This window comes from Pandoraea vervacti, assembly GCF_000934605.2.
GTDB classification, from domain to species: domain Bacteria; phylum Pseudomonadota; class Gammaproteobacteria; order Burkholderiales; family Burkholderiaceae; genus Pandoraea; species Pandoraea vervacti.
The window spans coordinates 1784792-1807356 of the sequence record NZ_CP010897.2 but is presented as its reverse complement, the minus strand read 5'-3'; the positions used below and the strand labels follow the sequence as shown (position 1 = coordinate 1807356).

General features: G+C 62.9%; 21 protein-coding genes. 11 read left to right on the top strand and 10 right to left on the bottom strand.

All coding sequences use genetic code 11. The features are described from left to right. Window positions 1-73: 73 nt before the first annotated feature. Window positions 74-958, top strand: coding sequence for a LysR substrate-binding domain-containing protein (locus UC34_RS08110; RefSeq protein WP_044455141.1), 885 nt, complete (start codon window positions 74-76; stop codon window positions 956-958). Between the two features lie 124 nt (window positions 959-1082). Here the strand turns inward: UC34_RS08110 and UC34_RS08105 are convergent, their stop codons facing one another. The 3 genes from UC34_RS08105 to UC34_RS08095 are packed head-to-tail and all read right to left on the bottom strand — an operon-like array spanning window position 1083 to window position 2767. Beyond that, window positions 1083-1391 (bottom strand): YciI family protein, encoded by a 309-nt coding sequence (locus UC34_RS08105; protein ID WP_044455140.1) that lies wholly within the window; start codon window positions 1389-1391, stop codon window positions 1083-1085. 26 nt (window positions 1392-1417) lie between these two features. Continuing rightward, a complete protein-coding gene (locus UC34_RS08100; RefSeq protein WP_044455139.1) occupies window positions 1418-2023 on the bottom strand; it encodes an FMN-dependent NADH-azoreductase in 606 nt (201 codons plus the stop codon). 24 nt (window positions 2024-2047) lie between these two features. Beyond that, window positions 2048-2767 (bottom strand): alpha/beta hydrolase, encoded by a 720-nt coding sequence (locus tag UC34_RS08095; RefSeq protein ID WP_237165320.1) that lies wholly within the window; start codon window positions 2765-2767, stop codon window positions 2048-2050. A 213-nt stretch (window positions 2768-2980) separates the two neighbouring features. On the opposite strand from UC34_RS08095, the gene UC34_RS08090 reads away from it, so the two are divergent. Together UC34_RS08090 and UC34_RS25795 are read left to right on the top strand one after the other, a co-directional pair. Continuing rightward, on the top strand, window positions 2981-3715 hold the full coding sequence (locus tag UC34_RS08090; protein WP_237165274.1) for a DJ-1/PfpI family protein: 735 nt from the start codon (window positions 2981-2983) through the stop codon (window positions 3713-3715). Further along, a complete protein-coding gene (locus tag UC34_RS25795) occupies window positions 3712-3987 on the top strand; it encodes a helix-turn-helix domain-containing protein (RefSeq protein WP_237165273.1) in 276 nt (91 codons plus the stop codon). Before UC34_RS08090 ends, UC34_RS25795 begins: the two co-directional genes overlap by 4 nt. A gap of 98 nt (window positions 3988-4085) precedes the next feature. Here UC34_RS25795 and glmS read toward each other — a convergent pair whose 3' ends face one another. Next, window positions 4086-5915: a glutamine--fructose-6-phosphate transaminase (isomerizing) gene (gene glmS / locus UC34_RS08085; protein ID WP_044455137.1), complete on the bottom strand. Its 1830-nt coding sequence runs from the start codon at window positions 5913-5915 to the stop codon at window positions 4086-4088. A gap of 158 nt (window positions 5916-6073) precedes the next feature. Between glmS and UC34_RS08080 the strand changes: the two genes are divergently transcribed. The 4 genes from UC34_RS08080 to UC34_RS08065 all read left to right on the top strand — a co-directional run bounded on the left by UC34_RS08080 (window position 6074) and on the right by UC34_RS08065 (window position 9930). Further along, window positions 6074-6559 carry an Lrp/AsnC family transcriptional regulator gene (locus tag UC34_RS08080; RefSeq protein ID WP_044455136.1) on the top strand — a complete coding sequence of 162 codons (486 nt, stop codon included), beginning with the start codon at window positions 6074-6076 and terminating at the stop codon, window positions 6557-6559. 103 nt (window positions 6560-6662) lie between these two features. Continuing rightward, complete coding sequence (locus UC34_RS08075) at window positions 6663-7421, top strand: DeoR/GlpR family DNA-binding transcription regulator (RefSeq protein ID WP_044455135.1); 759 nt, start codon at window positions 6663-6665, stop codon at window positions 7419-7421. A gap of 75 nt (window positions 7422-7496) precedes the next feature. Further along, a complete protein-coding gene (locus UC34_RS08070) occupies window positions 7497-8456 on the top strand; it encodes a glycerophosphodiester phosphodiesterase family protein (RefSeq protein WP_044455134.1) in 960 nt (319 codons plus the stop codon). 226 nt (window positions 8457-8682) lie between these two features. Further along, window positions 8683-9930, top strand: a complete 1248-nt coding sequence (locus tag UC34_RS08065; protein WP_044455133.1) for a porin — start codon at window positions 8683-8685, stop codon at window positions 9928-9930. 159 nt (window positions 9931-10089) lie between these two features. On the opposite strand, the gene UC34_RS08060 is transcribed toward UC34_RS08065, so the two are convergent. The 6 genes from UC34_RS08060 to UC34_RS08035 all read right to left on the bottom strand — a co-directional run bounded on the left by UC34_RS08060 (window position 10090) and on the right by UC34_RS08035 (window position 16764). After that, entirely contained in the window at window positions 10090-10980 is an 891-nt protein-coding gene (locus UC34_RS08060; RefSeq protein WP_063389822.1) for an AraC family transcriptional regulator, read from the bottom strand. Window positions 10981-11103: 123 nt separating this feature from the next. Continuing rightward, window positions 11104-11394 carry a DUF4148 domain-containing protein gene (locus tag UC34_RS08055; protein ID WP_044455132.1) on the bottom strand — a complete coding sequence of 97 codons (291 nt, stop codon included), beginning with the start codon at window positions 11392-11394 and terminating at the stop codon, window positions 11104-11106. A gap of 376 nt (window positions 11395-11770) precedes the next feature. Next, the gene (locus tag UC34_RS08050; RefSeq protein ID WP_044455131.1) at window positions 11771-12262 is read right to left on the bottom strand and encodes an Rrf2 family transcriptional regulator; all 492 of its coding nucleotides are present in this window, start codon (window positions 12260-12262) and stop codon (window positions 11771-11773) included. A 187-nt stretch (window positions 12263-12449) separates the two neighbouring features. After that, window positions 12450-13184: a transporter gene (locus UC34_RS08045; protein ID WP_044455130.1), complete on the bottom strand. Its 735-nt coding sequence runs from the start codon at window positions 13182-13184 to the stop codon at window positions 12450-12452. 144 nt (window positions 13185-13328) lie between these two features. Continuing rightward, window positions 13329-16082 carry a magnesium-translocating P-type ATPase gene (mgtA, locus tag UC34_RS08040; protein ID WP_044455129.1) on the bottom strand — a complete coding sequence of 918 codons (2754 nt, stop codon included), beginning with the start codon at window positions 16080-16082 and terminating at the stop codon, window positions 13329-13331. Between the two features lie 331 nt (window positions 16083-16413). After that, complete coding sequence (locus tag UC34_RS08035) at window positions 16414-16764, bottom strand: hypothetical protein (RefSeq protein WP_044455128.1); 351 nt, start codon at window positions 16762-16764, stop codon at window positions 16414-16416. Window positions 16765-17406: 642 nt separating this feature from the next. Here UC34_RS08035 and UC34_RS08030 point away from each other — a divergent pair. The 4 genes from UC34_RS08030 (at window position 17407) to UC34_RS08015 (ending at window position 22557) form a co-directional block, all read left to right on the top strand. Beyond that, window positions 17407-17925, top strand: coding sequence for a sigma-70 family RNA polymerase sigma factor (locus tag UC34_RS08030; protein WP_044455127.1), 519 nt, complete (start codon window positions 17407-17409; stop codon window positions 17923-17925). A 3-nt stretch (window positions 17926-17928) separates the two neighbouring features. Continuing rightward, window positions 17929-19011, top strand: coding sequence for a FecR domain-containing protein (locus tag UC34_RS08025; RefSeq protein ID WP_237165272.1), 1083 nt, complete (start codon window positions 17929-17931; stop codon window positions 19009-19011). 247 nt (window positions 19012-19258) lie between these two features. Continuing rightward, a complete protein-coding gene (locus UC34_RS08020) occupies window positions 19259-21721 on the top strand; it encodes a TonB-dependent receptor (RefSeq protein ID WP_084070440.1) in 2463 nt (820 codons plus the stop codon). Window positions 21722-21792: 71 nt separating this feature from the next. Beyond that, entirely contained in the window at window positions 21793-22557 is a 765-nt protein-coding gene (locus UC34_RS08015; RefSeq protein WP_084070439.1) for a DUF4198 domain-containing protein, read from the top strand. Window positions 22558-22565: the final 8 nt, after the last annotated feature.

The following is a 22565-nucleotide window of genomic DNA, read 5'->3' as shown; positions in this document are numbered from 1 at the left end:
CGCGTCGATGCTACCCGCACGAAACTTCAGTGGATGCGATAATTCAGCACTCTCAGTTCAGAGATTCTGCACAATGATGCGACCCAATCTCGACATGGATGCGCTGCGCACCTTGATTGCGACGCAGAAGCTCGGCAGCCTGAATCGGGCCGCGGAGCGGATCGGGCGGTCGCAATCCGCTGTCAGCCAGCAAATGCGAAAGCTCGAAGCACAGGTCGGGATGCCCCTGTTCCGGCGCAAAGGACGCGGCCTCGCGCTCACCGATGCCGGAGAAAAAGTCGTCTCGTATGCGCATCGCATTCTCGATCTGAACGACGAAGCAGTCCGGTCGGTGCGCGCGACGTCGGTCGAAGGCGTGGTGCGCTTCGGCTTGCCGGGCGATTTTGCGGAAACGTGGTTGCCTGCCGCGTTGGGGCAGTTCAAGAGGACACATCCGGGTGTTCGCGTGGAAGTTGCGGTTGAGCGAAACGGTGCACTACTTGAACGGCTCGACCGGGGCGAACTCGACATGGTCCTGGCAATGGGCTACGAGACGCGCGCCGAGGCCGAACCGGTCGCCACACTGCCCATGACGTGGATCGGTCCGGCGCACACGCATGGCGCGATGCGGCCGGGTGAGCCGGGTGAGCCACTCGATCTGGCGCTTTACGACGCGCCATGCTTTTTCCGACGCGCTGGCTTGGCAGCGCTCGACAACGCGGGTATTTCGTGGCGCGTCGCCTATACCACGGCGAGCCTTCAGAGTTTGTGGTCAGGGGTTGCCGCAGGGCTCGGCATCACGCTCAGAACGGCCACCGGACTGCCGTCGACGCTCAAACCGCTCGGTGAGAGGGATGGTCTTCCTGCGCTGCCGGCAGTCGAACTCTGCTTGCATGCGGGGCATCAGGACATGACACCCGCGCTGGCCCGTCTCAAGCAAGTCGTGACAGAGAACGCTTTGGCAAACCTCGCGACCTGAAGGCTGTGAGAGGTGCCTGAAACGTCGCGCGACGCGGCGTTTTGTCATACTGCCGCCGGTGCGCTTCTGCTCTCCTGACGACGCCGCTGCACCATGGCTTGCACTGCCTCCGGCAGTCTCTGCGTTAAATCACCTTGGCTTGCTCGGCCCACATTTGGGGGAAACCTTCGGCACGGATTGCCGGCGTGATGGCATGAATGCTGAAGCCAGCCAGTTGGTGGACGGCAAAGGGGTCAGTTGCAACCATCTGTTGTATGTCCGCTTCTTGCTCGCCATGTGCGAGGATGAACCCACCCGTGCCGTCAAGCAGCGGGCCGGCAATCAGGATGCGGCCTTGCCGGATATTGTCGACCAACCATGTCTTGTGGCCTTCGAGTTGTGCCCGGACTTCCTGCCCCGGGCGCAGATAGTTAAGGGTGATGGCAAATAGCATGCTTGCTCCGCGCGAATTGAGGTGATTTACAGGCTGGCAATGGCGCTTTTGGCCTTGGCAATGCCTGCCTGACGGATTTCAGCGCCCCTCGAAGCCCCCTCCGCGCGGACGAAATGCACATCCTCGATACCCAGGAAGCCGAAGAATGCGCGCAGATAGCGCTCCTGAAAGTCCATGTGCGCCAGCGGGCCTTCGGCATAGAAGCCGCCACGAGCCGAGGCAACGATTACGCGCTTGCCACCGGCCAGTCCAACGGGGCCACGCTCGGTGTACTGGAACGTTCGTCCGGCCTGGGCCAGGCGATCCAGCCATGCCTTGAGCTGGGTGGGGACGGAAAAGTTGTACATGGGAGCCGCCACGACAATGACGTCGCTGGCCATGAATTCCTCCAGTAGCAATTCCGATACTTGGTGTTCCTGCAGCGTGACTTCGTCAAATGCAGTCACGCCGGTGGGCCGGAATCCGGCGGCGATGGCACCGGTCAGATGGCGAATTTCCTGCTGCACCACATCGCGGTAGACAAGGCGAGTTTCAGGGTGTGTGGCTTGCAGCTGCTGCACAACAGAAGCAGCCAAGTCACGAGTGATGGACTGTTCGCAAAGAATGCTGGCATCAATATGCAAAATGTTCATGGCAATTCCCTGATGGGTGAGTCGTTAGCGGCTGGCTGCCTTGGCTGCCCGATCAAGCAGACTGGCGATAGTGGCAGGGTGAGACATCATGGATAGATGACTGGATGACACGGAGTAGACGGTGGCACCGATCTGGCTGGCCATGCGCAGTTGCACCTCCGGCCGCAACGCCTGGTCACGCGTGGTATTCACATACCAGCTGGGTTTGTCATGCCATGCGGCATGGCCGACTTTGCCGCCAAAGCTGGCGATGGCAATGGGTTGCTGTACGGCGGCTAACAGCCGTGCCTGCTTGAGGGAGATATCTGCGGCCATCACCTGGCGAAACTGTGCGGGTTGGTCCAGCCAGAGCATTCCATGCTCGTCTGCCTTCAATCCGTCCATGGGGGCATGCAGGCGGGTCAGCAAGTCACCGACCGATTCGTCGCTATCCGGCGCCAGGGCCGACAGATAGACCAAGCCTTTCACGTTGGCGGCATTGCCCGCCTGAGTGATGACGGCTCCGGCCCAGGAGTGGCCTACCAGCAGCACGTCACCACTTTGCCGTTGCAACACCCTTTCGGTCGCGGCCACATCATCAGCCAATGAAGTCAGCGGGTTTTGCACGGCAGTAACGTGATAACCCAGACGCTGCAGCCTGCCGATGACTTGCGCCCAACTGGAACCATCGACGAATGCACCATGCACCAGCACGATGTTGCGGATGGCGGGCGCAGCCTGGCCTGGCGTGCTTGTCAGTGCCATCAGCAGACCGGCGAGGATCAGTAGTTGTTGCTTCCAGGCGCGAAGCTTCCGCGCACCGGCATTCTTTCCTAAAAGACCTTTTGAATCATTGGCTTGTGACATTTTCCCGGTCCAGCTGATCAATGTCATGCAGTGTAGCCGGACGAATGCTGGCCAATAAGATGGCGAATCAGACATTGTTCATGCAAAATTCGCCAAACAAACAAGGGGAAGATGATGCAGATCGCAATCGTGGCACTGGAGGGCAGTTTGTCGTCCGCCATCAGTGGTCTGGCTGACATGTTCTGGATCTGTAATCAGGCGAGTCGCAACCCGCCGCCGGGGGTGGTGACCGCGCTGGCTGGCAGTCCCGGGCCGCTGTTTCACACCCGTATTGTCAGTACTGATGGCCAGCCGCTGCGCGACCCGCAAGGGCGATGGATTCCGGTTGACGCCGCATTTGATGCCGACACAGCCTACGACGCCATCCTGATTGCCGGCATGGCGCTGGGACCTGACGGCGCGCCCCCGCATACCGAAGCGCACGCACAGGCAGCCCACTGGCTGTCATCCCGCCACCACGCTGGCGTGCTGATTGGCGGCGCCTGTGCCGGCACCTTTGTGCTGGGCCAAGCTGGCTTGCTCGACCGGCGCCGTTGCACCACCACGTGGTGGTTACACCATGTGTTCAAGCAGCGCTTTCCTGCCGCCTTCCATGTGTGGGGCAGTGCCCTGGAAGAGCAGGACGGCATCATTACCACCGGAGGGCCGCTTTCCTGGGTCGATCTGGCCTTGCATGTCATCCGGCGACTGGCTGGCCCGGCGCTTGCCAAGCTGGCGGCAGACATTTCCGTGGCTGACAGCCAGCCTCTGCCACAATTGCTTTATGTTCCACGTGGCTTCGTCAACACGGCCAACCCCCTGCTGTTGCAGGCAGAGCAAATCATTCGCCATGCGCATCCGGCATGACCGCGCAAGCCTTGGCCCAGGCATTGCACCTGAGTGAGCGCACCTTACACCGCCGCCTGAAGCAACTGACGGGTGAGTCACCCAAAGCCTTTATGACCCGAGTCCGTATCGAAACGGCCTGCGTGTTATTGGGTACACCGGGCATCAGCATAAAGCAGGTGGCCAGTCAGTGCGGTTATGGAGATGAAACCGCTTTCCGGCGGGCCTTCATACAAGCCATGGGCCTTCCCCCTCAGGATTACCGCCGCAAAATGCAAAGCCGCCAGCACTGACAGGTGAACTTGCTAACGGCCCGGCACAGCGTACTGCTACCGGAATGCGTTGTGCTTCTTCTGAGCAAAGCAAAAGCCTCCCGCCCGTTTGCCGCCTCTCACTCCACCGTCACCGACTTCGCCAGATTCCTTGGCTTGTCCACATCGGTGCCCCGTGCCACTGCGGCGTGATACGCGAGCAGTTGCATCGGGATGGTGTGCAGAATCGGCGAGAGCAGACCGTAGTGTTCGGTCAGGCGGATCACCTCGATATCGGGTCCCGGCGATAGCCCGCAATCGCTATCCGCAAAGACGTAGAGCTTGCCGTTGCGCGCGCTCACTTCGTGCATGTTCGATTTCAGCTTCTCCAGCAATTTGTCGTTGGGCGCCACCGCCACCACCGGCATCTCATCGCTCACCAACGCCAGCGGTCCGTGCTTGAGCTCGCCGGCCGGATACGCTTCTGCGTGGATGTACGAAATCTCTTTCATCTTCAGCGCGCCTTCCATCGCCACCGGATAATGCAGCCCCCGCCCGAGAAAAAGGATGTCCTGCCGGCGCGTCAACTGCTCCGCCCAGCCGATGATCTGCGGCTCCAGTGCAAGCACCTTGGCGATCGCATCGGGCAGATGACGCAACGCCTTGAGATGCGCCGGCTCATCCGCCTCGGACAGACGATTGCGGGTTTGCGCCAACGTCAACGCCAGAATGAACAGCGACACCAATTGCGTCGTGAACGCCTTGGTCGAGGCCACGCCGATCTCCACCCCCGCCCGCGTGAAAAACGTCAATGCGCATTCGCGCGCCAGCGCACTCGTCGCCACGTTGCAAATCGCCAGCGTATGCAACATCCCCCGTTGCTTCGCCACGTGAACGGCGCCCAGCACGTCCGCCGTCTCGCCGCTCTGTGAGACGGCGACGACCAGCGTCCTCGCGTTCGGCACACTGTCGCGATAGCGATACTCGCTCGCAATCTCCACACTCACCGGCACCTGCGCGAGACTCTCGATCCAGTACTTCGCCGTCAACGCCGCGTGATAGCTCCCGCCGCAAGCCAGCAACAGCACCGAATCCACCGCGTTGAACACACGCCAGGCGTTATCGCCGAACAACTCCGGCATGATCGAGGTGACGTCGAGCAACGTGTCCGCCACCGCGCGCGGTTGCTCGAAAATCTCCTTCTGCATGTAATAACGATACGGTCCGAGATCCGCCGCACCGCTGTGCGCCGCCACCTGATTCACGGCGCGCTCGACACGATGACCCTGCGCATTCACCACCCAGTAACGATGCAGCTGAACATCCGCCACGTCGCCGTTCTCCAGATACACGATGCGATCGGTAACGTTCGCGAGCGCAATGGCATCGGAGGCCAGAAAGTTCTCGCCGTCGCCGACGCCGACAATCAGCGGCATGCCGTCGCGCGCACCCACGAGCCGATGCGGTTCGTCACGGCAGATCACGGCGATCGCGTAACTCCCAAGCAATTGCGCCGTGGCCGCCCTGACCGCCTCGAACAAATCGCCGTCGTAAAGATGATCGATCAGATGCGCGATGACTTCGCTGTCCGTCTGGCTCGCGAACGTGTAGCCCTGCGTCACCAGCATGGCGCGCAATGCCTCGTGGTTCTCGATGATGCCGTTATGCGACAGCGCGATGCGCGGCGTCTGCGCGTTCGGCGAGAAGTGAGGATGGGCGTTGTCGGTAATCGGCTTGCCATGCGTCGCCCAGCGCGTGTGCGCAATGCCCGTGTAACCCGCAAGCCCGAGCCGCGCCACCTCCTGCTGCAGATTCGCCACGCGCTCGACGCTGCGCGCCCGGACCAGATTGCGGTCCCGATACAGCGCAACGCCGCACGAGTCATACCCGCGATACTCAAGGCGCTTCAGCCCGTCGACCAGATTGGGCACGATGTCCCGTTGCGCCACCGCGCCGATGATTCCACACATAACGCTTCTCCAGAAGGATTCGTTGCCAGCCAGTGAAGCGATGGTAGAGTCGGTGGATTGAAATTAATCTTCAATATATACATCGATATGAAATTAAAATTCACCATCGTCTTCTAGTGAAATTAAATTTCACGCGCAACTTACAACGGGAATCCGACATGGCGAGTCTCACCCTCGACGATCTTGACCTGCGTATCCTCGGCGTACTTCAGACCGACGCCTCCATTTCGAATCTGGAATTGTCGCGACGCGTCCATGCGTCTGCGCCGACATGCTTGCGACGCGTACGCGTACTCAGAGAGGCCGGGATCATTGCCCGCCAGATCGCCATCATCGACGCCGCGAAGCTCGGCCCGACGCTGCGCGCCATCGTCGAAGTGAGCCTGGACAGGCAGGCCGCCGAGGATTACGACGCCTTCGAAGCCTACATCTGCGAAGAACCCGCCGTGACGCAGTGCTACCGCGTCTCGCCGGGGCCGGACTTCGTGGTCATTGCCGAGGTCCCTGACATGGCCGCCTACGACGAACTGGCGCGGCGCCTGTTCAAGAGCGCCGCCAACATTCGCAACGTACGCACGTTCTTTTCGACTCGTTGCGCCAAGTTCGAAGCGAATGCGCCGGTTCATGCGAAAGCGTCTCGCTGAATGAAAATGTTCATTTGAACATCCGACATCGTCATTTGAATGTCATTCTCGGGTGTCAAAGTGGCGCCCATTCCAGAACGAATGCGCAACGCCCGACCGCCCGATGGACCTTTCCGAACGTCAGACCCGCATCGTCGCGCTCTTTCGCCAGCATGGGGAAATGAGCGTTGACGCCCTCGCCGACCATTTCGGCGTAGCGACGCAAACGATTCGCCGCGACGTGAACACGTTGTGCGACGCGAACGTGCTGCGTCGCTATCATGGCGGCGCGCGTCTCATGCCCCCTGGCACGAATCAGCCGTACGAGGTGCGCCGGGTGCGCAATCTCGAAGGCAAGCTGCGCATCGGGCATGCCGCCGCCGAGCGCATTCCCGATGGCGCGACCGTACTGCTGGGCATCGGCACCACGCCGGAACAGGTCGCTGTCGCCCTGGTGCATCGCAAACGCCTGTGCGTCATCACAAACAACCTGCGTGCGGCGCTCGTGCTTGCGAGCAATCCCGAACATCGCGTGATCGTGCCCGGTGGCGAATTGCGCTCGCCCAATCCCGAGATTCTTGGCGACGAAGCCGACCGGCTGTTTCGTGCGTATCGCGCCGACGTTGGCGTGTACAGCGTTGGCGGTATCGACGACGACGGCACGCTGCTCGATTACGACCGCGAGGAAGCGGCGTCGCGCGAAGCGCTGCGTGAGGCCAGCCGGTATCGCATGCTTGTGGCCGACGCCTACAAATTCACGCGCAAGCCCAGCGTGCGCGGCGGCCAGCTGGATGAGCATGACCTCGTGATTACGGATGCGCCGCTGCCCGACACGTTGCGTCAGCGCCTGCCGATCGCATCGCCGGAAATCCTTGTTGTCTGAACCCGTCGCCACCACGCCTCATTTCGCATGCCCACCTCCCTGTTCACGCCCGCCCTCGCAACGAGATCGCCCACCATGCCATCCATCCCCCTGCGTTCGTTCAACTGGCGCGTTGCCGCTATCGGTGCGAGCGTCGCCGCCTGTCTTTTCGGTGCGGTGATGCCGCTCGCGGCCGGCGCTGCCCCGCTCATCGTCGCCCATCGCGGCGGGACAGGCGATACGCCGGAAAACACGGTGCAAGCCTTTACCAACGCGCTGCAAAACGGCGCGCAAGCCTTGTGGATGACGGTTCAGGTCACGCGCGACGGCGTACCGGTGATGTACCGCCCGGCCGATCTGTCCGCACTGACCGACGGTCGCGGCAAACTTGCCGACCTCGACTATACCGACGTGAAGCGGCTCAACGCCGGCTATGCCTTCGCTCGCAAGGACACGGCGGGCCAGACGGTCTACCCGTATCGCGATCACCCACTGCCCATCCCCACGCTGCGGGAGGCGCTCGCCGCTGTCCCCGCAGACGTCCCCGTGCTGCTCGACATGAAGCAGACGCCCGCGGCACCGCTGGTCGAAGCCGTCATCAAGGTGCTCGACGACATGCATGCGTGGTCGCGCGTGCGCCTCTACTCCACGGAAGCCGAGGCCACCGACCGCATGCGTGCGCGCCGCCCGCAAGCCCAGTTGTTCGAATCGCGCGACGCCACACGCAACCGACTCGTTGCCGCAGCGCTGGCCGGTCAATGCACCGCCCCGCCGGCGCCGGGCACGTGGGCCGGCATCGAATTCCATCGTCAGGTCGAAGTGGTGGAGCGTTTCACGCTGGGCGAAGGCATCTCGAAGGTCGTCGCCAACTGGTGGACGCCCGCCGCCGTGCAGTGCTTCAAAGCGCGCGGCAACGTGCATCTCGTCGCCTTCGGTATCGAAACGCCGCAGGACTTCGAAGCCGCCTCGCAATTGGGCTTCGACGCGGTGATGACCGATTCGCCCGCACGCTTGCGCGACGCGCTGAACAGGCAAGGCAAGGACATCGCCAGGTAACGCAACTAGCGCAACGCGCAGCGCCGCCTCGGGGACCTCCCCCCCCACGCCCAGCGGCGGCGCGCACGTCGGATCTCCCTCGTCGATGGAAACGTCTGCGAGGGAACTCGAAAATTTCGTACTTAGTATTCCTAATTTATAAATCGATTCGCCGACCCGGGACATGACACCGGAACGCGGATCGCCTTTTTTACTCGCCCGTCCGAACTCACTCAGGAAACACACCATGAAGTCCTTCGCAACCTCTCTCGCTCGTGCGCCGCTCGCCCACGCCGCCGCGCTCGTGATCGGCTGCGGTGCGGCCACACTCGCCTGCGCCCAGTCCAATGTCACGCTCTACGGAATCGTCGACGGCGGCATCGGCTATGCCAGCAACGTGGCATCGGTCACGCGTGCGGGTGCGGCAGGACGCCCCGCTGTCCTGACCGGCGCGTCGAACTACGCGTTCCAGAGCGGCACATGGCAAGGCAGCCGCTGGGGCATTCAGGGTTCGGAAGATCTGGGGGGTGGTTTGAAGGCGCTGTTCCGTCTCGAGAACGGCTTTAACATCGGCAACGGCACGGCCAGTCAGGGCGGCGCAGAGTTCGGCCGTCATGCTTACGTCGGCTTGCAGGACAAAGCCTACGGCACCGTCACGCTGGGTCGTCAGTACGATCCGCTGATCGATCTCGTCGGTTCGGTGGGCGGCACCGCCCTGCTCTCGGGCGTGGGCGCGCACCCGGGCGACGTCGACAATCTCGACCACAGTTCGCGCGTCAACAACAGCGTGAAGTACCGGTCGCCGACGTGGGGCGGGTTCACCTTCGGGGCCATGTACGGCTTCGGCGGCCAGCCCGGCACGATGGGGCGTCAGAACACCTGGGGCCTCGCCGGCCAGTACGCCAACGGCCCGCTGACGTGGGGCGTTGGCTACTCGCACGCCAACAACGACAAGGCAAGCGCCACGGATACGACCATCGGAAGTTGGGCGGGCTCGTCGGAATCGGCCTTTGCCTCGTCCATCAACGCCGGGTATGCCAGCGCCAGATCGCGTGACATCGTCGCCACCGCCATGACGTACCAGTTCGGCAACACCACGCTCGGTGCAAACTACAGCCACACGGAGTACTCGGCGGGCACGTACTCGCGCTTTACGCGCACGGCCAAGTTCGACACGGTCGGCGTGCTGGGCATGTATCGCTTCACGAATGCCTTCCGCTTCGGCGGCGGATACAGCTTCACGAACGTGAATGCCCCGGCGGCGAATGCATCAGGCGCGAAATACCATCAGTTCAACCTCGCCGCGTTCTACAACCTGTCCAGGCGCACGGAGCTGTATGCCTTGGCGGGATACCAGAAGGCATCGGGCAATACGCTGGACGCCTACGGCAACGTGATCGACGCTACGGCATCGGTGGGCGACGCCGCCAACGGCATGTCGTCTGCCACCAGCTCGCAGACGGTCGTGCGTCTGGGTGTCAGCCACGTGTTCTAAGCCGAATTGAAAATCTGGCTGGCGACGACATAAAAGCGCACGCAGTCCCAGCCAGAGAACGGCCTCTGGACACGGTTACGTCATGACTGTCATGACGACGCCGAAGATGCAAATGACGATACCGATGACGACAACGACGACGGCGCGTTCGTCAGGCGATTACGCCGCCTGGGCGGGCAACACAGGCTCGAACTGCACGCGCGGTCGCGGCAACGTCGTGACCGCATGCATCTGGGCGCGTAGCCAGTCGCGTGGGCTGCTGCCCGTCTTGCGCCGGAAAGCGCGCGCCAGCGCCGACGCGCTGTCGTAACCCACTTCCTGCGCCACACGCGCGATCGGCTGACCGTCACGCAAACGCTTCTGTGCAAGCCCGATGCGCCAGTCCAGCAGATAATCCGCTGGCGACTGCCCTACCACTTCGCGAAACTGCGCGGCGAAATTCGCCCGCGACATGTTCGCGGTGCTTGCCAACGACTCTACCGTCCACGGCTCGCCCGGCTGGTTGTGAATGACGTTCAACGCGCGGGCGAGCCGCGGGTCGCCCAATCCGGCCAGCATGCCGAAGCTCACAAGACGATGCTCCAGCACGTGCCGCAACAGTTGAATGACCAGCAATTCGAACAAGCGGTCCATCACGGCCAGACGCCCGCAATTCTGCCCGAACGCTTCCGCGAACAGCCAGTTCAACGTCAGTTCGAGCGTGGACAGGGATTTGGTGGGCAGGACAAGGAAATCGGGCAACGCGGCCACGAGCGGATTGTTGTGGCCCCCGTCGAACGACAACGAACCGCACACCAGTTCCGTGCGGTCCGCTTCGCCCGAGAGCAATTGATGATGGTTGCGACGCGGAAAGAAGATCAGCGACGGCTCGTCGATCTGTCGTCGTGCGCCATCTTCCGTAACCAGCGCCACTTCGCCCGAGCGCAGCAAGTGGAGATGCCCACCGTCGTGAGCATCGATACCGTAGCTGGCGATGCCACACATGCCGCCGCTATGAAACACACCGGCGCGAACGCCGAAATTCGAAATCAGGGTGGAGAGCCGGTCCATGGCGCACTCGTTGAAATAACCCGGTGCGCCGATTATGGAGGATTTATCGAACCCTTGCTTGGACCGGCCTTTCCCAGCGAACGGAAGGAAAGTCCGTTGCTGGCCCCAACGTCAATACGTACATCAGGCACGGCTGTCGGCAAGCGCCGCAGTGGTCCCAATTTCCGAGCGGACTTCGGCGCGCGAACGGCCGATCGACGGCGTTTGTTGCAGCAGCGAGGGATACGTTTCGAGCGATTGATCGAGCTTTCCGGAAGCGCGTGCCTGACGCAGTTCTTCAAGGACTTGCGCGCGGCTCAGGCCCTGGGACACAGCGGGTTGACCCGCGTCCGCCGTTTGGGTGTCGGCGAATGCCGGTACGGAAGCCAGCGTGACAGTGGCGATCAGGGCGGCGGCAAAGATACGTGCGTTCATGATGAAACTCCTTTCGGTCGGCAACAATGGCCGGATGTCGAGTCCCGCGAAGCGCTCATTTTCGTGATCGGATGGACGCTATCGGGTATGACTGAAGATTACGAAAGGACACCGCGCGCTGCGCGGCAGGACGTCTACAAGATGCAACCGTTCGTCCAGTTCTGATGGCGGGGATCGCTCGGCGATTGCGCAGCGCTATGACGACGATAGCAAGCCTCGATGGGATGGCCGAAAATGCCGGAATGATGGCCGACGACACGCTGCCAGTGCCGACCCAATAGCAGGAATGACCACAGGGGGAATGACGACAGGAGGAATGACGGCAGCGGAAATCAGGACAGTGGGAACGACACAGCGGCAATTACGGCAACGGGAATTACGACTGCGTGACGCGCTTGCGGACCTTGAGGTCCGTCAGCGGAACGATGGTGGCCGCGGCGTCGCCGAGCAGGCGGCGCAGCACCGCCGGTTGTGCGACGAGGTCGGCCAGCGTGTAGCGATCGAGCACCGCGAAGTAGGAACGCAACGCCTCACCCAGAACCCCGCGCAGATTGCATGCGGACGTAATCACGCACGCGTTGTCGCCCTGGTGAAAGCACTCGACCATCGCAAAATCGGGTTCCATCGCCCGCACCACGTCTCCCAGACCGATGCGCTCAGGCGGACGTCCGAGACGAATGCCGCCTGCCCGCCCGCGCACTGTGTGAAGGAAGCCCAGTTGCCCCAGCTTCTGAACGATCTTCACGAGGTGGTTTTTGGGAATGTCGAAGGCGTCCGCCACCGACTGCACATGCACCAGTTCGTCGGGATGAACCGCGACGTAGATCAGAGTGCGCAGACTGTAATCGGTGTGGTCGGTAAGTCGCATGCGACGGGCGCGGATCAGGACGGATCGGACAAATGAGGGCGGCACGGTGTGCCGCCCGGTGGTGTTGCGAGGCAGTTTAACATGGGCTCGGTATGCATCTTATGCCCTGCGCCCGTCCTGCATCAGGCGGACGTATTTCCCCAGGCGCCACGCGTGGCGTTGGGAAATCGTCCACCGACACAAGGGCTCACCAGCGCATCGTCAACCCGCCCATCCACGAGTCATCGTAGGTTTGCGGATTCAAGCCACGCCGGTACCCGACGTCGAGATCCATCCATGACGTCGGGCTGTAAATCGCGCCGAGAATCATGAACGCCGGATTCGTCTTCTGAGCGAAATCCGGATTTTGGGCCGTGCCAATATCGACAATCAGTTGCGTGGACGGCAGCACCCGATAGAGCACCGCTGCGGACACCTTCCACACGCCCTGCCGCTGGGCCTGCCGGTTCGCCTGATATGCGGCCCCCGCATTGGCCAGAAACGTCCAGTCGTCGATCTGATACTGCGCGAGCAATGTCGCCCCGGCATTCACGCGACCGGTGCCGAGTCCGCGCTGGTCGTTGCCGGAGGGAAACGTCAGGTACGGCTTCAGGCCGACGCTGAACGCCCCATCGTCATACATACGCCACTTCGCGCCGGTCTCCACGTCGCCGACGCCGCTGCCGGCCGACTCGGAACGATTTTGGATGTTGGTATACGGCACGTTGACGTAAAGATCGAGCGCTTGGCCGAAGCCCCGGGTGAGCGTGCTGTTCCAGAGCGTTTGACGCCCGATGTCCGGCTGCTTCGACGTCGCTTCGGCATTGCTCTCGAATTGCCAGTTACCGTCGCCTTGCGTGCCGGTATCGTCTGAGGTCAGCGGGTGGGCTGCGAAAGCGCTGAGCGGGCAGAACAGCGCCAGATACATCAGTTGCTTCTTCATGAGTCGTTCTCGATATGCTTGTGCCGCCCCGATGCCGCGCATGGATTTCGCGCAGTTCGGGACATGAATGTGGGAGCCGGGCTCCCGCCCTCGGGGGCAGGAGCATTCCAGCGATTCGGGTGTCAGGTGACTATCAGGCTTCGCTCAGAACCAGCGACCGAAGCGTCGGATGTAGATCGTCTTGACCGTCTGGGCGAGCATGATGTAGCCGAGCATGGTCGCCACGAGCCAGTAGAAATACGAGCCCGGCAGACCGACGAAACCCATGGCCTGCGCAAACGGCGAGTACGGCAGCCAGCAGGCGATGGCAATCGCGACCGACGTCGAGAGCATGATCGGCAGCGCCGGCGTGCTTTGCAGGAAGGGGACCTTCTGCGTGCGCAGCAGATGCACGACCAGTGTCTGGGAAACCAGCCCTTCGATGAACCAGCCCGAGTTCATGATGACCTGCCCCCCCGTGCCGCCGTGCAGGTGATAGAGCGCGCCTGCACCGAAGACCGTCCACATCAACGCATAGGTGGTGATATCGAAGACCGAGGAGGTTGGCCCGATCCACAGCATGAAGCGACGAATGTTGCCGGCATCCCACTTGCGTGGTTTCTTGAGGAACTCCGGATCCATGCGGTCCCACGGCAGGAACATTTGCGAGATGTCGTACACGAGGTTCTGCACGAGCAGTTGCACCGCGAGCATGGGCTCCCAGGGCAGGAAGGCGCTCGCCACCAGTACCGAGAACACGTTGCCGAAGTTCGAGCTGGCCGTCATGTTCAGATACTTGAGAATGTTGCCGAACGTCTCGCGCCCCTTGATCACGCCGGCCTCCAGCACCATCAGGCTCTTTTCGAGCAGGATGATGTCGGCGGTTTCCTTCGCGATGTCGGCCCCCGTGTCCACCGAGATGCCCACGTCGGCGTCGCGCAACGCGGGCGCATCGTTGATACCGTCGCCCAGGAAGCCAACGGTATGGCCATTGGCTTGCAAGGCCTTGACTACACGCGCCTTGTGCAGCGGCGCGAGTTTGGCGAACACGGTCGTGCGACCGACCACGTCGCGCAGCGTTGTATCGTCCATCGACTCGATGTCGGCGCCCAGCAGCGGCGTGCCCGGCTCGATGCCGACCTGGCGGCACACCTTCATTGTCACGATCGGGTTATCGCCGGTGAGGACCTTCACCGTCACGCCGTGCTCGCGCAGCGCCGCAATCGCGGGGGCGGCCGAATCCTTGGGCGGATCGAGGAACGTCAGGAAGCCGCAGACGGTCAGGCCGTGCTCGTCGGACGTCTTGTACTGGTTTTTCGTCTCACCGGCCGGAACGTCCCGGGTGGCCACGACGAGCACGCGGAAGCCGTCTTCGTTGTAGGCCTCGGCACGGGCGATGAGCATGGCGCGGGCTGTGTCGTCGAGCGCGCGCACGCCATGCGGGGTCTTCACGTGCGTCGAGACCGACAGCATCTCTTCGACGGCGCCCTTGGTGATCATGAGATGTTCGTGGCGCTCGTTCTCCACGACTACCGACAGTCGGCGACGTACGAAGTCGAACGGCAGCTCGTCGACCTTGGCATAGGTGCGCGGCTGCACGGACTCGCCGATCTCGTTGGCGCGACGGATGATGGCCACGTCGATGAGATTGCGCTGGCCGCTCTGGTGGTAGCTGTTGAGCCAGCCGAGGCGCAGCACGTCTTCCTGCTCGTCGCCCGTCACGTCCAGATGCTGCTCGAGAATGATGCGGTCCTGCGTGAGCGTGCCGGTCTTGTCTGTGCACAGCACGTCCATGGCGCCAAAGTTCTGTACCGAATTCAGACGCTTGACCACGACCTTGCGACGCGACATCGCCAGTGCACCGCGCGCGAGGTTGGCGCTCACGATCATCGGGAGCATTTCCGGCGTCAGACCGACAGCCACGGCGAGGGCAAATGTTAACGCGCTCAGCCAGTCACCCTTGGTCAGGCCGTTGATCATGAAGACGATGGGAACCATCACCAGCATGAAGCGAATGAGCAGCCAGCTCACGCTGTTCACGCCCCGGTCGAAGCTCGTCTCCACCCGCTTGTGGCTGACGACGTTTTTCGCCAGCGCACCGAAGTACGTGTCGGCGCCCGTGGCCACGACCACGCCGACGGCGGTGCCGCTCACCACGTTCGTGCCCATGAAGCAGATGTTCGAGAGGTCGAGCAGGTTGGCATGCCCCTGCCCTGCGGCGAGCGCGGCGGACTTCTGTGCGACGGCGCCCATCGTGTCGTACTTTTCAACAGGCAACGCCTCGCCGGTCAGCACGGCCTGACTGATAAACAGGTCGCGGGACTCGATCAGCCGCAGATCGGCCGGGATCATGTCGCCTGCCTGAAGCGTCACGATGTCGCCCACGACCAGATCGCGCATGGCGACCTCGTGACGCTCCGACTTGCCCGACGCCGTCGTGCGGCGACGAACGCTGGCCGTCGTGCGCACCATCGCCTTGAGCTTCTCGGCGGCACGAAGCGACCGGAATTCGGAGAAGAAGCGCAGCAGGCCGCTGATCGTGACCATGGTCATCAGAATGATGATGCTCTTGTAGTCCTCGTCGCCCGGATCGGCGAAGTAGACGTCGGTACAGAAGCTGATCGTGACGAGCGCGAGCAGCACGAACACGAAGGGGTTATTGAAGGCGCCGATCAGCTGACGCGTCCAGTGTGGCGGTTTGTCGTGCGCGATTTCGTTGGGACCGTAGCGCGTCTGGCGCTGTCCCACATCGGCAAGCGGCAGGCCGGCGGTGTCGGTGCCAAGAGTGTGGAGAACATGGTGCAACGGTTCGGTCGCAAGACGGGCGACGACGTCGGGACCCGAGAGCGGCAGATCGGCGGCGGTCGAATGATCGACGAAACCGCGCTGCTTATGGCGGGAGCGGTGGTTGTTTGTCATGACGATTTTCCTGGCGCGGCTTACGCTGGCATGCATGGCGCATGGCGGCCGGCCGGTCTCGTCAGACGCTAGCGGAGACCATTTCTCCGGAAAACAGCGCGAACGCACCCAGCCGCGCCGCGCTGCGCGCGGTCGGTGATAGCGAAACAATGGGGGTATGGCATCAGCTCGCCCGTCGGGAAGTCGCACGCAACATACAGCGCAGGTGCGATCCCGACGGGCCACATTCGACTAGATCCGTCTTCCATTTCGGACTCCTTATATTTTGGTATTCGGCAGTCGGCAAACGGGCAAGCGTCGGCCGGGGGTAGTTCGGCAGATCTGCCGGCGCTTACGCGGCTGCGGCTGCGGCCGCGCCGAGCGTTGCGCGACGCGACGGGTCATCGGACCAGAACACGCGGCGCACACTGTGCTCACCCGACAGTCGCATGACGAGCGACGTGAGCGATGCCCGCGCCCCATGCGGGCAGTCGAGCGTAACGGTGGCGGACGCCTCGTCGCGGTCGCTCCAGCGCGTGATGCTCACATGGGTGGCGCGCAGGCCGAGCGCGGTGAGATCGATGAACATCTGCTTGCGCAAGGCGCCAAGGGCCTCGGCCAGACAGACGATGGTCAGATGCGACACGGGCGTCGCGCGCGTCGGTTGGCTCTGGAAAGCCTGAAACGTTTGAAAAGCTCGCATGATTTCCTCGCATGGCTGCGAAGTGCCCGTGGCACGCACGGACGGCCGGCACGCAAGAGCGCAGTCAGGTGGCGCATGAGCAACGCACACGCGCAACACGACGACACCCATGACGGGCACGACGATGGAAATTCTTGCGGAAATCGCGCCGGGAAGCCCTGAAAGGGCACGCTCGGGAAGAGCGTTAGGTTGGCGCTGGATACCGCATCCTGCATGAGGACGCGGCACAGGGAAGGCTGTGGATCCTCAGGCAATCAATCGATCAAAGATCGAGGACTACTGGCATCGGAATTCACGGACTAACCCCTTAAATTGAAGACAGGGCGGATGGTAACTGAGGCTAATTTAGAGCGTCAAGCGATAAATGCTGCATCGCAAACTTCTTCGGAATTTGCTCGAATACAACACTCGCCGTCCCCGCACACGGCCCATGGACGGCCTTGCGCGGCGTTGTCTCGAATTACGGACACCGAGCGATTCCCGGGTCAAAAGACTTTAGATTGACAGGGACATTTCCCATGCGTTATTAATAATGATTATCATTAACAAATTACTGCGAGTTGTCTCAACTGCTGCATGACCGTTAGCCAGTGCTTGCGCTGGTCCCAAGTGTCGTGAGTGGACCGAGCATCAGGCTGGATCATGCAAACCCCGGGCCCCCTTCCCTCTACCGTCGAACTGCTTTATTGCCATCACCATTCCTGGCTAAAGGGCTGGCTGCATCGACGGCTTGGCAGTGCCGAGCAGGCAGCGGACATCGCCCACGACACTTTCGTGCGACTGCTTGGCAGCGAGCGCGTGCCGTCGACATTCGACGAACCTCGCGCCTATCTCACGACGGTAGCGCAGAATCTCGTCTCTAATCACTGGCGTCGTCAGAAGCTCGAACGGGCTTACCTCGATGCGCTCGCGCAAGTGCCTCGCGGCGTGGAATGGTCGCCCGAGACGCGCGCCATGATGCTGGAAACACTGCTGGAGCTCGATCGGCTGCTCGACGGCCTGCCGCCCCTTGTCCGTCAGGCGTTTTTGTCCTCGCAACTGGACGGGCAAACACACGCACAGATCGCGCAGACGCTCGGTGTCTCGCTACCAACGGTCAAACGCTATCTCGCCAAGGCACTGCACCGCTGCTACTTCGCCGACCTGTCGTTTCTAGGCTGACGCATGCGCAAGAACGCCTCCATGCCTGCCTCGCCGGCTACACATTCAAGCTGGTACGACACCACCCGCGACGCCGCCAACGTGCCGCCACAGGTCGCGCAGCGGGCGGTCGAATGGCTCATCGAATTGCAGAGCGACGATACCTCGCCGCAAACCATGGCCGACTGGCATGCGTGGCGTGCCGCGCATCCCGATCACGAACGCGCATGGCAACGCATCGAGTCGGTCAACGGCAAGCTCGCCCCCCTGGCTGCGCCCGTCGAAGCCGGGGTCGCGCAAGTCGCATTGGCGCGATCGGGGACAACGGCCCCCCCTTCACCGTCATCACCGCCCGCATCGAAATCGCGTCGGCGCGCCGTGAAGTCGCTCACCGTCCTTCTTTTCGGCGGCTCCGGCGCATGGACTGCCCTGCACTCATCGGCGTGGCAGCGCTGGTCGGCAGACGTGCACACCGCCGTCGGCGAGCGCCGCACTTTGCTGCTCGATGACGGCACGCGCCTGGTACTCAACACCGACAGCGCCGTCGACATCCGGTATCGCGAGGACGAACGACGCATCAGGCTCGTGGCCGGCGAAGTGCTGATCACGACCGCGCCGGACAGGCATGCACCGCCGCGTCCCTTTTTCGTCGAGACCTCGCAGGGGACCGCACGCGCGCTCGGTACGCGCTACACCGTGCGGCAGTGCGAGGACGGAACCCATGTGAGCGTTCTCGAGGGCGCGGTCGAGCTCCGTCCGCGTGCGGCGCCCGCCAGATCGCTGATCGTGCAAGCCGGGCGACATGCCAGTTACACGGCCGACAGCATCTCCGGGACGATCGACGCGCCGAGCGCCGACGCGAGCTGGGCCGAGGGCTTCATCGTCGCACGCAGCATGCGGCTCGCCGACTTCGTCGCCGAGCTGGCCCGCTACAGCGATGCGTCGCTCTCTTGCGACCCCGACATCGCCAATTTGCGCGTATCGGGCACATTCCCGCTCGACGATGTGGGCAAGGTCCTCGACACGCTGGGCAGCACGCTCGCCGTGCGCGCCGAAGCGTTCACGCGCTTCTGGGGCAGGCGCGAAATCCGGCTGGTCCCAGCGTAGATCAGTGCGCCGCCGATGCACCAGGCATGACAGACATACCCGACGTAACGCCACGCAACGCCACGCAACGCCACGTCATTCCACTTAACTCGACGCGATCCGGCGCAGCCCAACGACCGAGACATGCCCGCTCGGTCGCATGAGAATCAACGGCGCAAAGTTTTTTTCACAAAGGTGATCCGTTTCTGTGTTTCGCGGGTCATGGAGGACGAGCACCACCACTCTCTTCCACACGAAAGGTCAGATCATGGGTCACGTCCGCGGGCGGCAACAACGCCCCAGCCAACAACTTCGGGTACACCGCCGCACGCGGCTGGCCTATGCACTGGGTCGCATCGCGCTGGGCGCAGCCGTCGCTGCACCGACGGCGATGATCGCCCTCACGCCGCTGACGGTCCGTGCCCAGAGCACCGCCGCGCCGGGGGCGCGTGCCTTCGACATTCCGGCGGGCTCGCTCGAAGACACCTTGAGCCGGTTCGGGCGCGACGCCGGGATCATGCTGTCGTTCAAACCCGAAGTCACGGCAGGCCGCCACAGCCATGGCCTCAGAGGCACGTACACGCCGCGTAACGGGCTGGAAGCCCTCGTCGCGGGCACCGGCGTTGAGGTCGTCCCCCAATCGAACGGCAGCTATCTGATCCAGCCCGCCACGACGCCCGTGGGCGCCGAAGGCGCCGTGGCGCTCCCGACGACCCACGTCACCGCAAGTTATGACAACGGCTTGCAACCGGCCTACGCGGGCGGTCAGATCGCGCGCGGCGGCAGTCTTGGCATGCTCGGCTCGGCCGATGCGATGGACGTGCCCTTCAGCACGATGAACTACACCGAGCAGATGGTGCGCGACCAGCAGGCCCGCACGCTCGCAGACGTCGTCATCAACGAGTCGTCGGTACGCATGCTGACCTCCAGCGGAGGGTTCGGCGAAGACTTCCAGATTCGCGGCTACACCGTCTCGAGCAGCGATGTGGGACTCAACGGCCTGTACGGCATGGCGTCGGCCAGTCGGGTGCCGGCGGCGATGGTCGAGCGCGTGGAGGTTCTGAAGGGCCCCGGCACACTGATGAATGGCATCGGGCCGAGCGGCAGCATCGGGGGGGCCATCAATGTGGTGACCAAGCGGGCCACGAGCGAGCCAATCACGCGGCTGACGACAACGTTTCAGAGCAAATCGCAGTTGGGCGTGGAAGCCGACGTGGGCCGCCGCTTCGGGGAAGACCAGGCGTGGGGCGTGCGCCTGAACGGCGTATTTCGCGACGGCAACACCACGCTGGATAACGGCAGGCAGAGCGTCGGTTTCGGCTCGGTCGGCCTCGACTACACCACGCAGCGCCTGCGCTGGACACTCGACGCCTACACGCAGCACGAAGGCGACGACAATTTCCGTCCCCAGATCGGCTTCCAGTCGTCGGTGAAGACGATTCCTGAAGCACCGTCGGGATATCGCAACTTCTATCCCGGCACCGAACTGCACCTGCATGACTCCGCCGTGACTTCACGCCTCGAATACGACGTGCTGCGCAACGTGACCGTGTGGGGCGCCATCGGCTACCACTACGCGAGCGCCTACCAGACGTTCCCGAGCGGCCCCGCAGACGCCCTCGGCAACTTCACGGCAACGAATTCGTATTACGACTCTTACACCCGCTCACGCACGGGGGAAGTGGGGGCTCGGGCAAGTTTCAGAACGTTCGACATCGGTCACACCCTTACGGTACAGGCGTCGCGCCTCGAGCAGGATTCGGGCAACGCTTACGTGCCGGGTTCGAAGTCCGTCGCGTCGAACATCTACAACCCCGCGCCGCTGCCTGCCGTCGACGCCCCGCGAACGGATCCGAGGAAAGCTTCGGAATCCACGTTGACGAGTATTGCCGTAACAGACACGCTTTCGTTCTTGAACGACCGCGTGCTGCTCACCGGCGGTCTGCGCCACCAGCGCGTCGCGCTCGACAACTTCAACACGACGACCGGCGCACTGTCGTCGAACTACGACCAGAGCGCCGTCTCTCCGCTCGCGGGTATCGTCGTCAAACCGCTGCAAAACGTCTCCGTGTACGCAAACTTCACGTCGGGTTTGTCGCGCGGCGGCGTAGCGCCCGTCGGCACGCAAAACGCTGGACAGGTCTTCCCGCCGTACAAGTCCAAACAGTACGAGGCCGGTGTGAAAGCCGACTGGGGCCCGTTAACGACGGTGGTGTCGGTCTTTCAGGTGCAGCGCCCGAACGCGATTACCGACCCGGCCACCAACGTCTACAGTTTCGACGGTGAACAGCGCAACCGCGGCATCGAAGTGTCGGCATACGGCGAAGTCGTGAAGGGCCTGCGTCTGATGGCCAGTGCAACGTTCTACGATGCCAAGCTGACCAAAACAGCCGGCGGCGTGAACGACGGCAACGATGCGAACGGTGTGCCAAAGCGCGCGTTCAACCTTGGCGTCGACTGGGATACCCCGTGGGTACCGGGGCTTTCGCTCAACGGCCGCATCATCAATACGTCGCGCATGTACTTCAACGCGGCCAACACGCTCGAACTTCCCGCCTGGACGCGCTACGACATCGGCGCGCGCTACCGCACCCGCATCGCGGGCAAGCCGGTTGTGCTGCGCGCCAACATCGAGAACCTCTTCAATTCGAACTACTGGCTCATGAGCGGCACCTACGCCACCGTGGCAGCGCCGCGCACGTTCCTGCTCTCGGCGCAGATCGACTTCTGAGCCGCATCGACATGACACAACCTTCCACGCCAGACGTAACCCGCATCCGCCATTTCACCAAGGAGACCGCAATGCCGACCACCGTCGACAACCGAAAAACCAGGATCGCCCGGCTTGCCGGGTTCACGCTCGGAACCCTCATCACCGTTGCCGGAACGGCGCAAGCGCATCAGGTCTGGATCGAGCAACCCGCCGACCAGAACGCCGTCATCCGCTTCGGCGAGTTCGGCGAAAACCTGCGCGAAGCGTCGCCGGGACTGCTCGACAAGTTCGTCGCCCCGACCGCCACGCTGCGTTCGGCGCACGGCGAGAAAACGGCTGCCGGCACCAAAACGGCGAACGGTTTCACGCTGCCGTTCCGTGCCATGGCGGGCGAAGCCCTCGTCGCAGAAGAGGCCAGGTATCCCCTCTTCACTTCCCGTCGCGACGCTCAGGAGATCACGACCTGGTACCGTCCGTCGGCGCGTCTGGCGACCGACTTCACCAAGCAAAAGCCGCAACTAACGCTCGACCTGGTGCCTGCCGGCAAGTCTGGCGAGTTCCAGTTGTTCTTCCAGGGCAAGCCGCTGCCCAAGGCGAAGGTTTCGCTTGTCACGCAATCGGGCTGGGCGAAGGAAGCGCATACGAACGAGCAGGGACGGGTGACGTTCGACATGCCGTGGAAGGGTGTGTACGTTGCCGAAGTCAGTCACAAGGACATGACGCCGGGTGAGCGCCCGGGCACGAACGGCGCCGAGCGATATCAGGGCGTGAGCTACGTGACCACCACCACCGTCACGCAGGTCGATGGCATCGACCCGCTGCCGGCCGGGCCGGTCGCCACCCCCAACAAGTAAGCGACACG

What these genes read in the sequence shown, in the direction of transcription:
- UC34_RS08015 (WP_084070439.1), top strand. Translation starts at nt 21,793, where the DNA reads ATGCCGACCACCGTCGACAACCGAAAAACCAGGATCGCCCGGCTTGCC.
- UC34_RS08070 (WP_044455134.1), top strand. Translation starts at nt 7,497, where the DNA reads ATGCCATCCATCCCCCTGCGTTCGTTCAACTGGCGCGTTGCCGCTATC.
- UC34_RS08035 (WP_044455128.1), bottom strand. Translation starts at nt 16,764, where the DNA reads ATGCGAGCTTTTCAAACGTTTCAGGCTTTCCAGAGCCAACCGACGCGC.
- UC34_RS08055 (WP_044455132.1), bottom strand. Translation starts at nt 11,394, where the DNA reads ATGAACGCACGTATCTTTGCCGCCGCCCTGATCGCCACTGTCACGCTG.
- UC34_RS08110 (WP_044455141.1), top strand. Translation starts at nt 74, where the DNA reads ATGATGCGACCCAATCTCGACATGGATGCGCTGCGCACCTTGATTGCG.
- UC34_RS25795 (WP_237165273.1), top strand. Translation starts at nt 3,712, where the DNA reads ATGACCGCGCAAGCCTTGGCCCAGGCATTGCACCTGAGTGAGCGCACC.
- UC34_RS08020 (WP_084070440.1), top strand. Translation starts at nt 19,259, where the DNA reads ATGGGTCACGTCCGCGGGCGGCAACAACGCCCCAGCCAACAACTTCGG.
- UC34_RS08050 (WP_044455131.1), bottom strand. Translation starts at nt 12,262, where the DNA reads ATGCGACTTACCGACCACACCGATTACAGTCTGCGCACTCTGATCTAC.
- glmS (WP_044455137.1), bottom strand. Translation starts at nt 5,915, where the DNA reads ATGTGTGGAATCATCGGCGCGGTGGCGCAACGGGACATCGTGCCCAAT.
- UC34_RS08065 (WP_044455133.1), top strand. Translation starts at nt 8,683, where the DNA reads ATGAAGTCCTTCGCAACCTCTCTCGCTCGTGCGCCGCTCGCCCACGCC.
- mgtA (WP_044455129.1), bottom strand. Translation starts at nt 16,082, where the DNA reads ATGACAAACAACCACCGCTCCCGCCATAAGCAGCGCGGTTTCGTCGAT.
- UC34_RS08045 (WP_044455130.1), bottom strand. Translation starts at nt 13,184, where the DNA reads ATGAAGAAGCAACTGATGTATCTGGCGCTGTTCTGCCCGCTCAGCGCT.
- UC34_RS08080 (WP_044455136.1), top strand. Translation starts at nt 6,074, where the DNA reads ATGGCGAGTCTCACCCTCGACGATCTTGACCTGCGTATCCTCGGCGTA.
- UC34_RS08060 (WP_063389822.1), bottom strand. Translation starts at nt 10,980, where the DNA reads ATGGACCGGCTCTCCACCCTGATTTCGAATTTCGGCGTTCGCGCCGGT.
- UC34_RS08025 (WP_237165272.1), top strand. Translation starts at nt 17,929, where the DNA reads ATGCGCAAGAACGCCTCCATGCCTGCCTCGCCGGCTACACATTCAAGC.
- UC34_RS08105 (WP_044455140.1), bottom strand. Translation starts at nt 1,391, where the DNA reads ATGCTATTTGCCATCACCCTTAACTATCTGCGCCCGGGGCAGGAAGTC.
- UC34_RS08030 (WP_044455127.1), top strand. Translation starts at nt 17,407, where the DNA reads ATGCAAACCCCGGGCCCCCTTCCCTCTACCGTCGAACTGCTTTATTGC.
- UC34_RS08095 (WP_237165320.1), bottom strand. Translation starts at nt 2,767, where the DNA reads ATGGCACTGACAAGCACGCCAGGCCAGGCTGCGCCCGCCATCCGCAAC.
- UC34_RS08075 (WP_044455135.1), top strand. Translation starts at nt 6,663, where the DNA reads ATGGACCTTTCCGAACGTCAGACCCGCATCGTCGCGCTCTTTCGCCAG.
- UC34_RS08100 (WP_044455139.1), bottom strand. Translation starts at nt 2,023, where the DNA reads ATGAACATTTTGCATATTGATGCCAGCATTCTTTGCGAACAGTCCATC.
- UC34_RS08090 (WP_237165274.1), top strand. Translation starts at nt 2,981, where the DNA reads ATGATGCAGATCGCAATCGTGGCACTGGAGGGCAGTTTGTCGTCCGCC.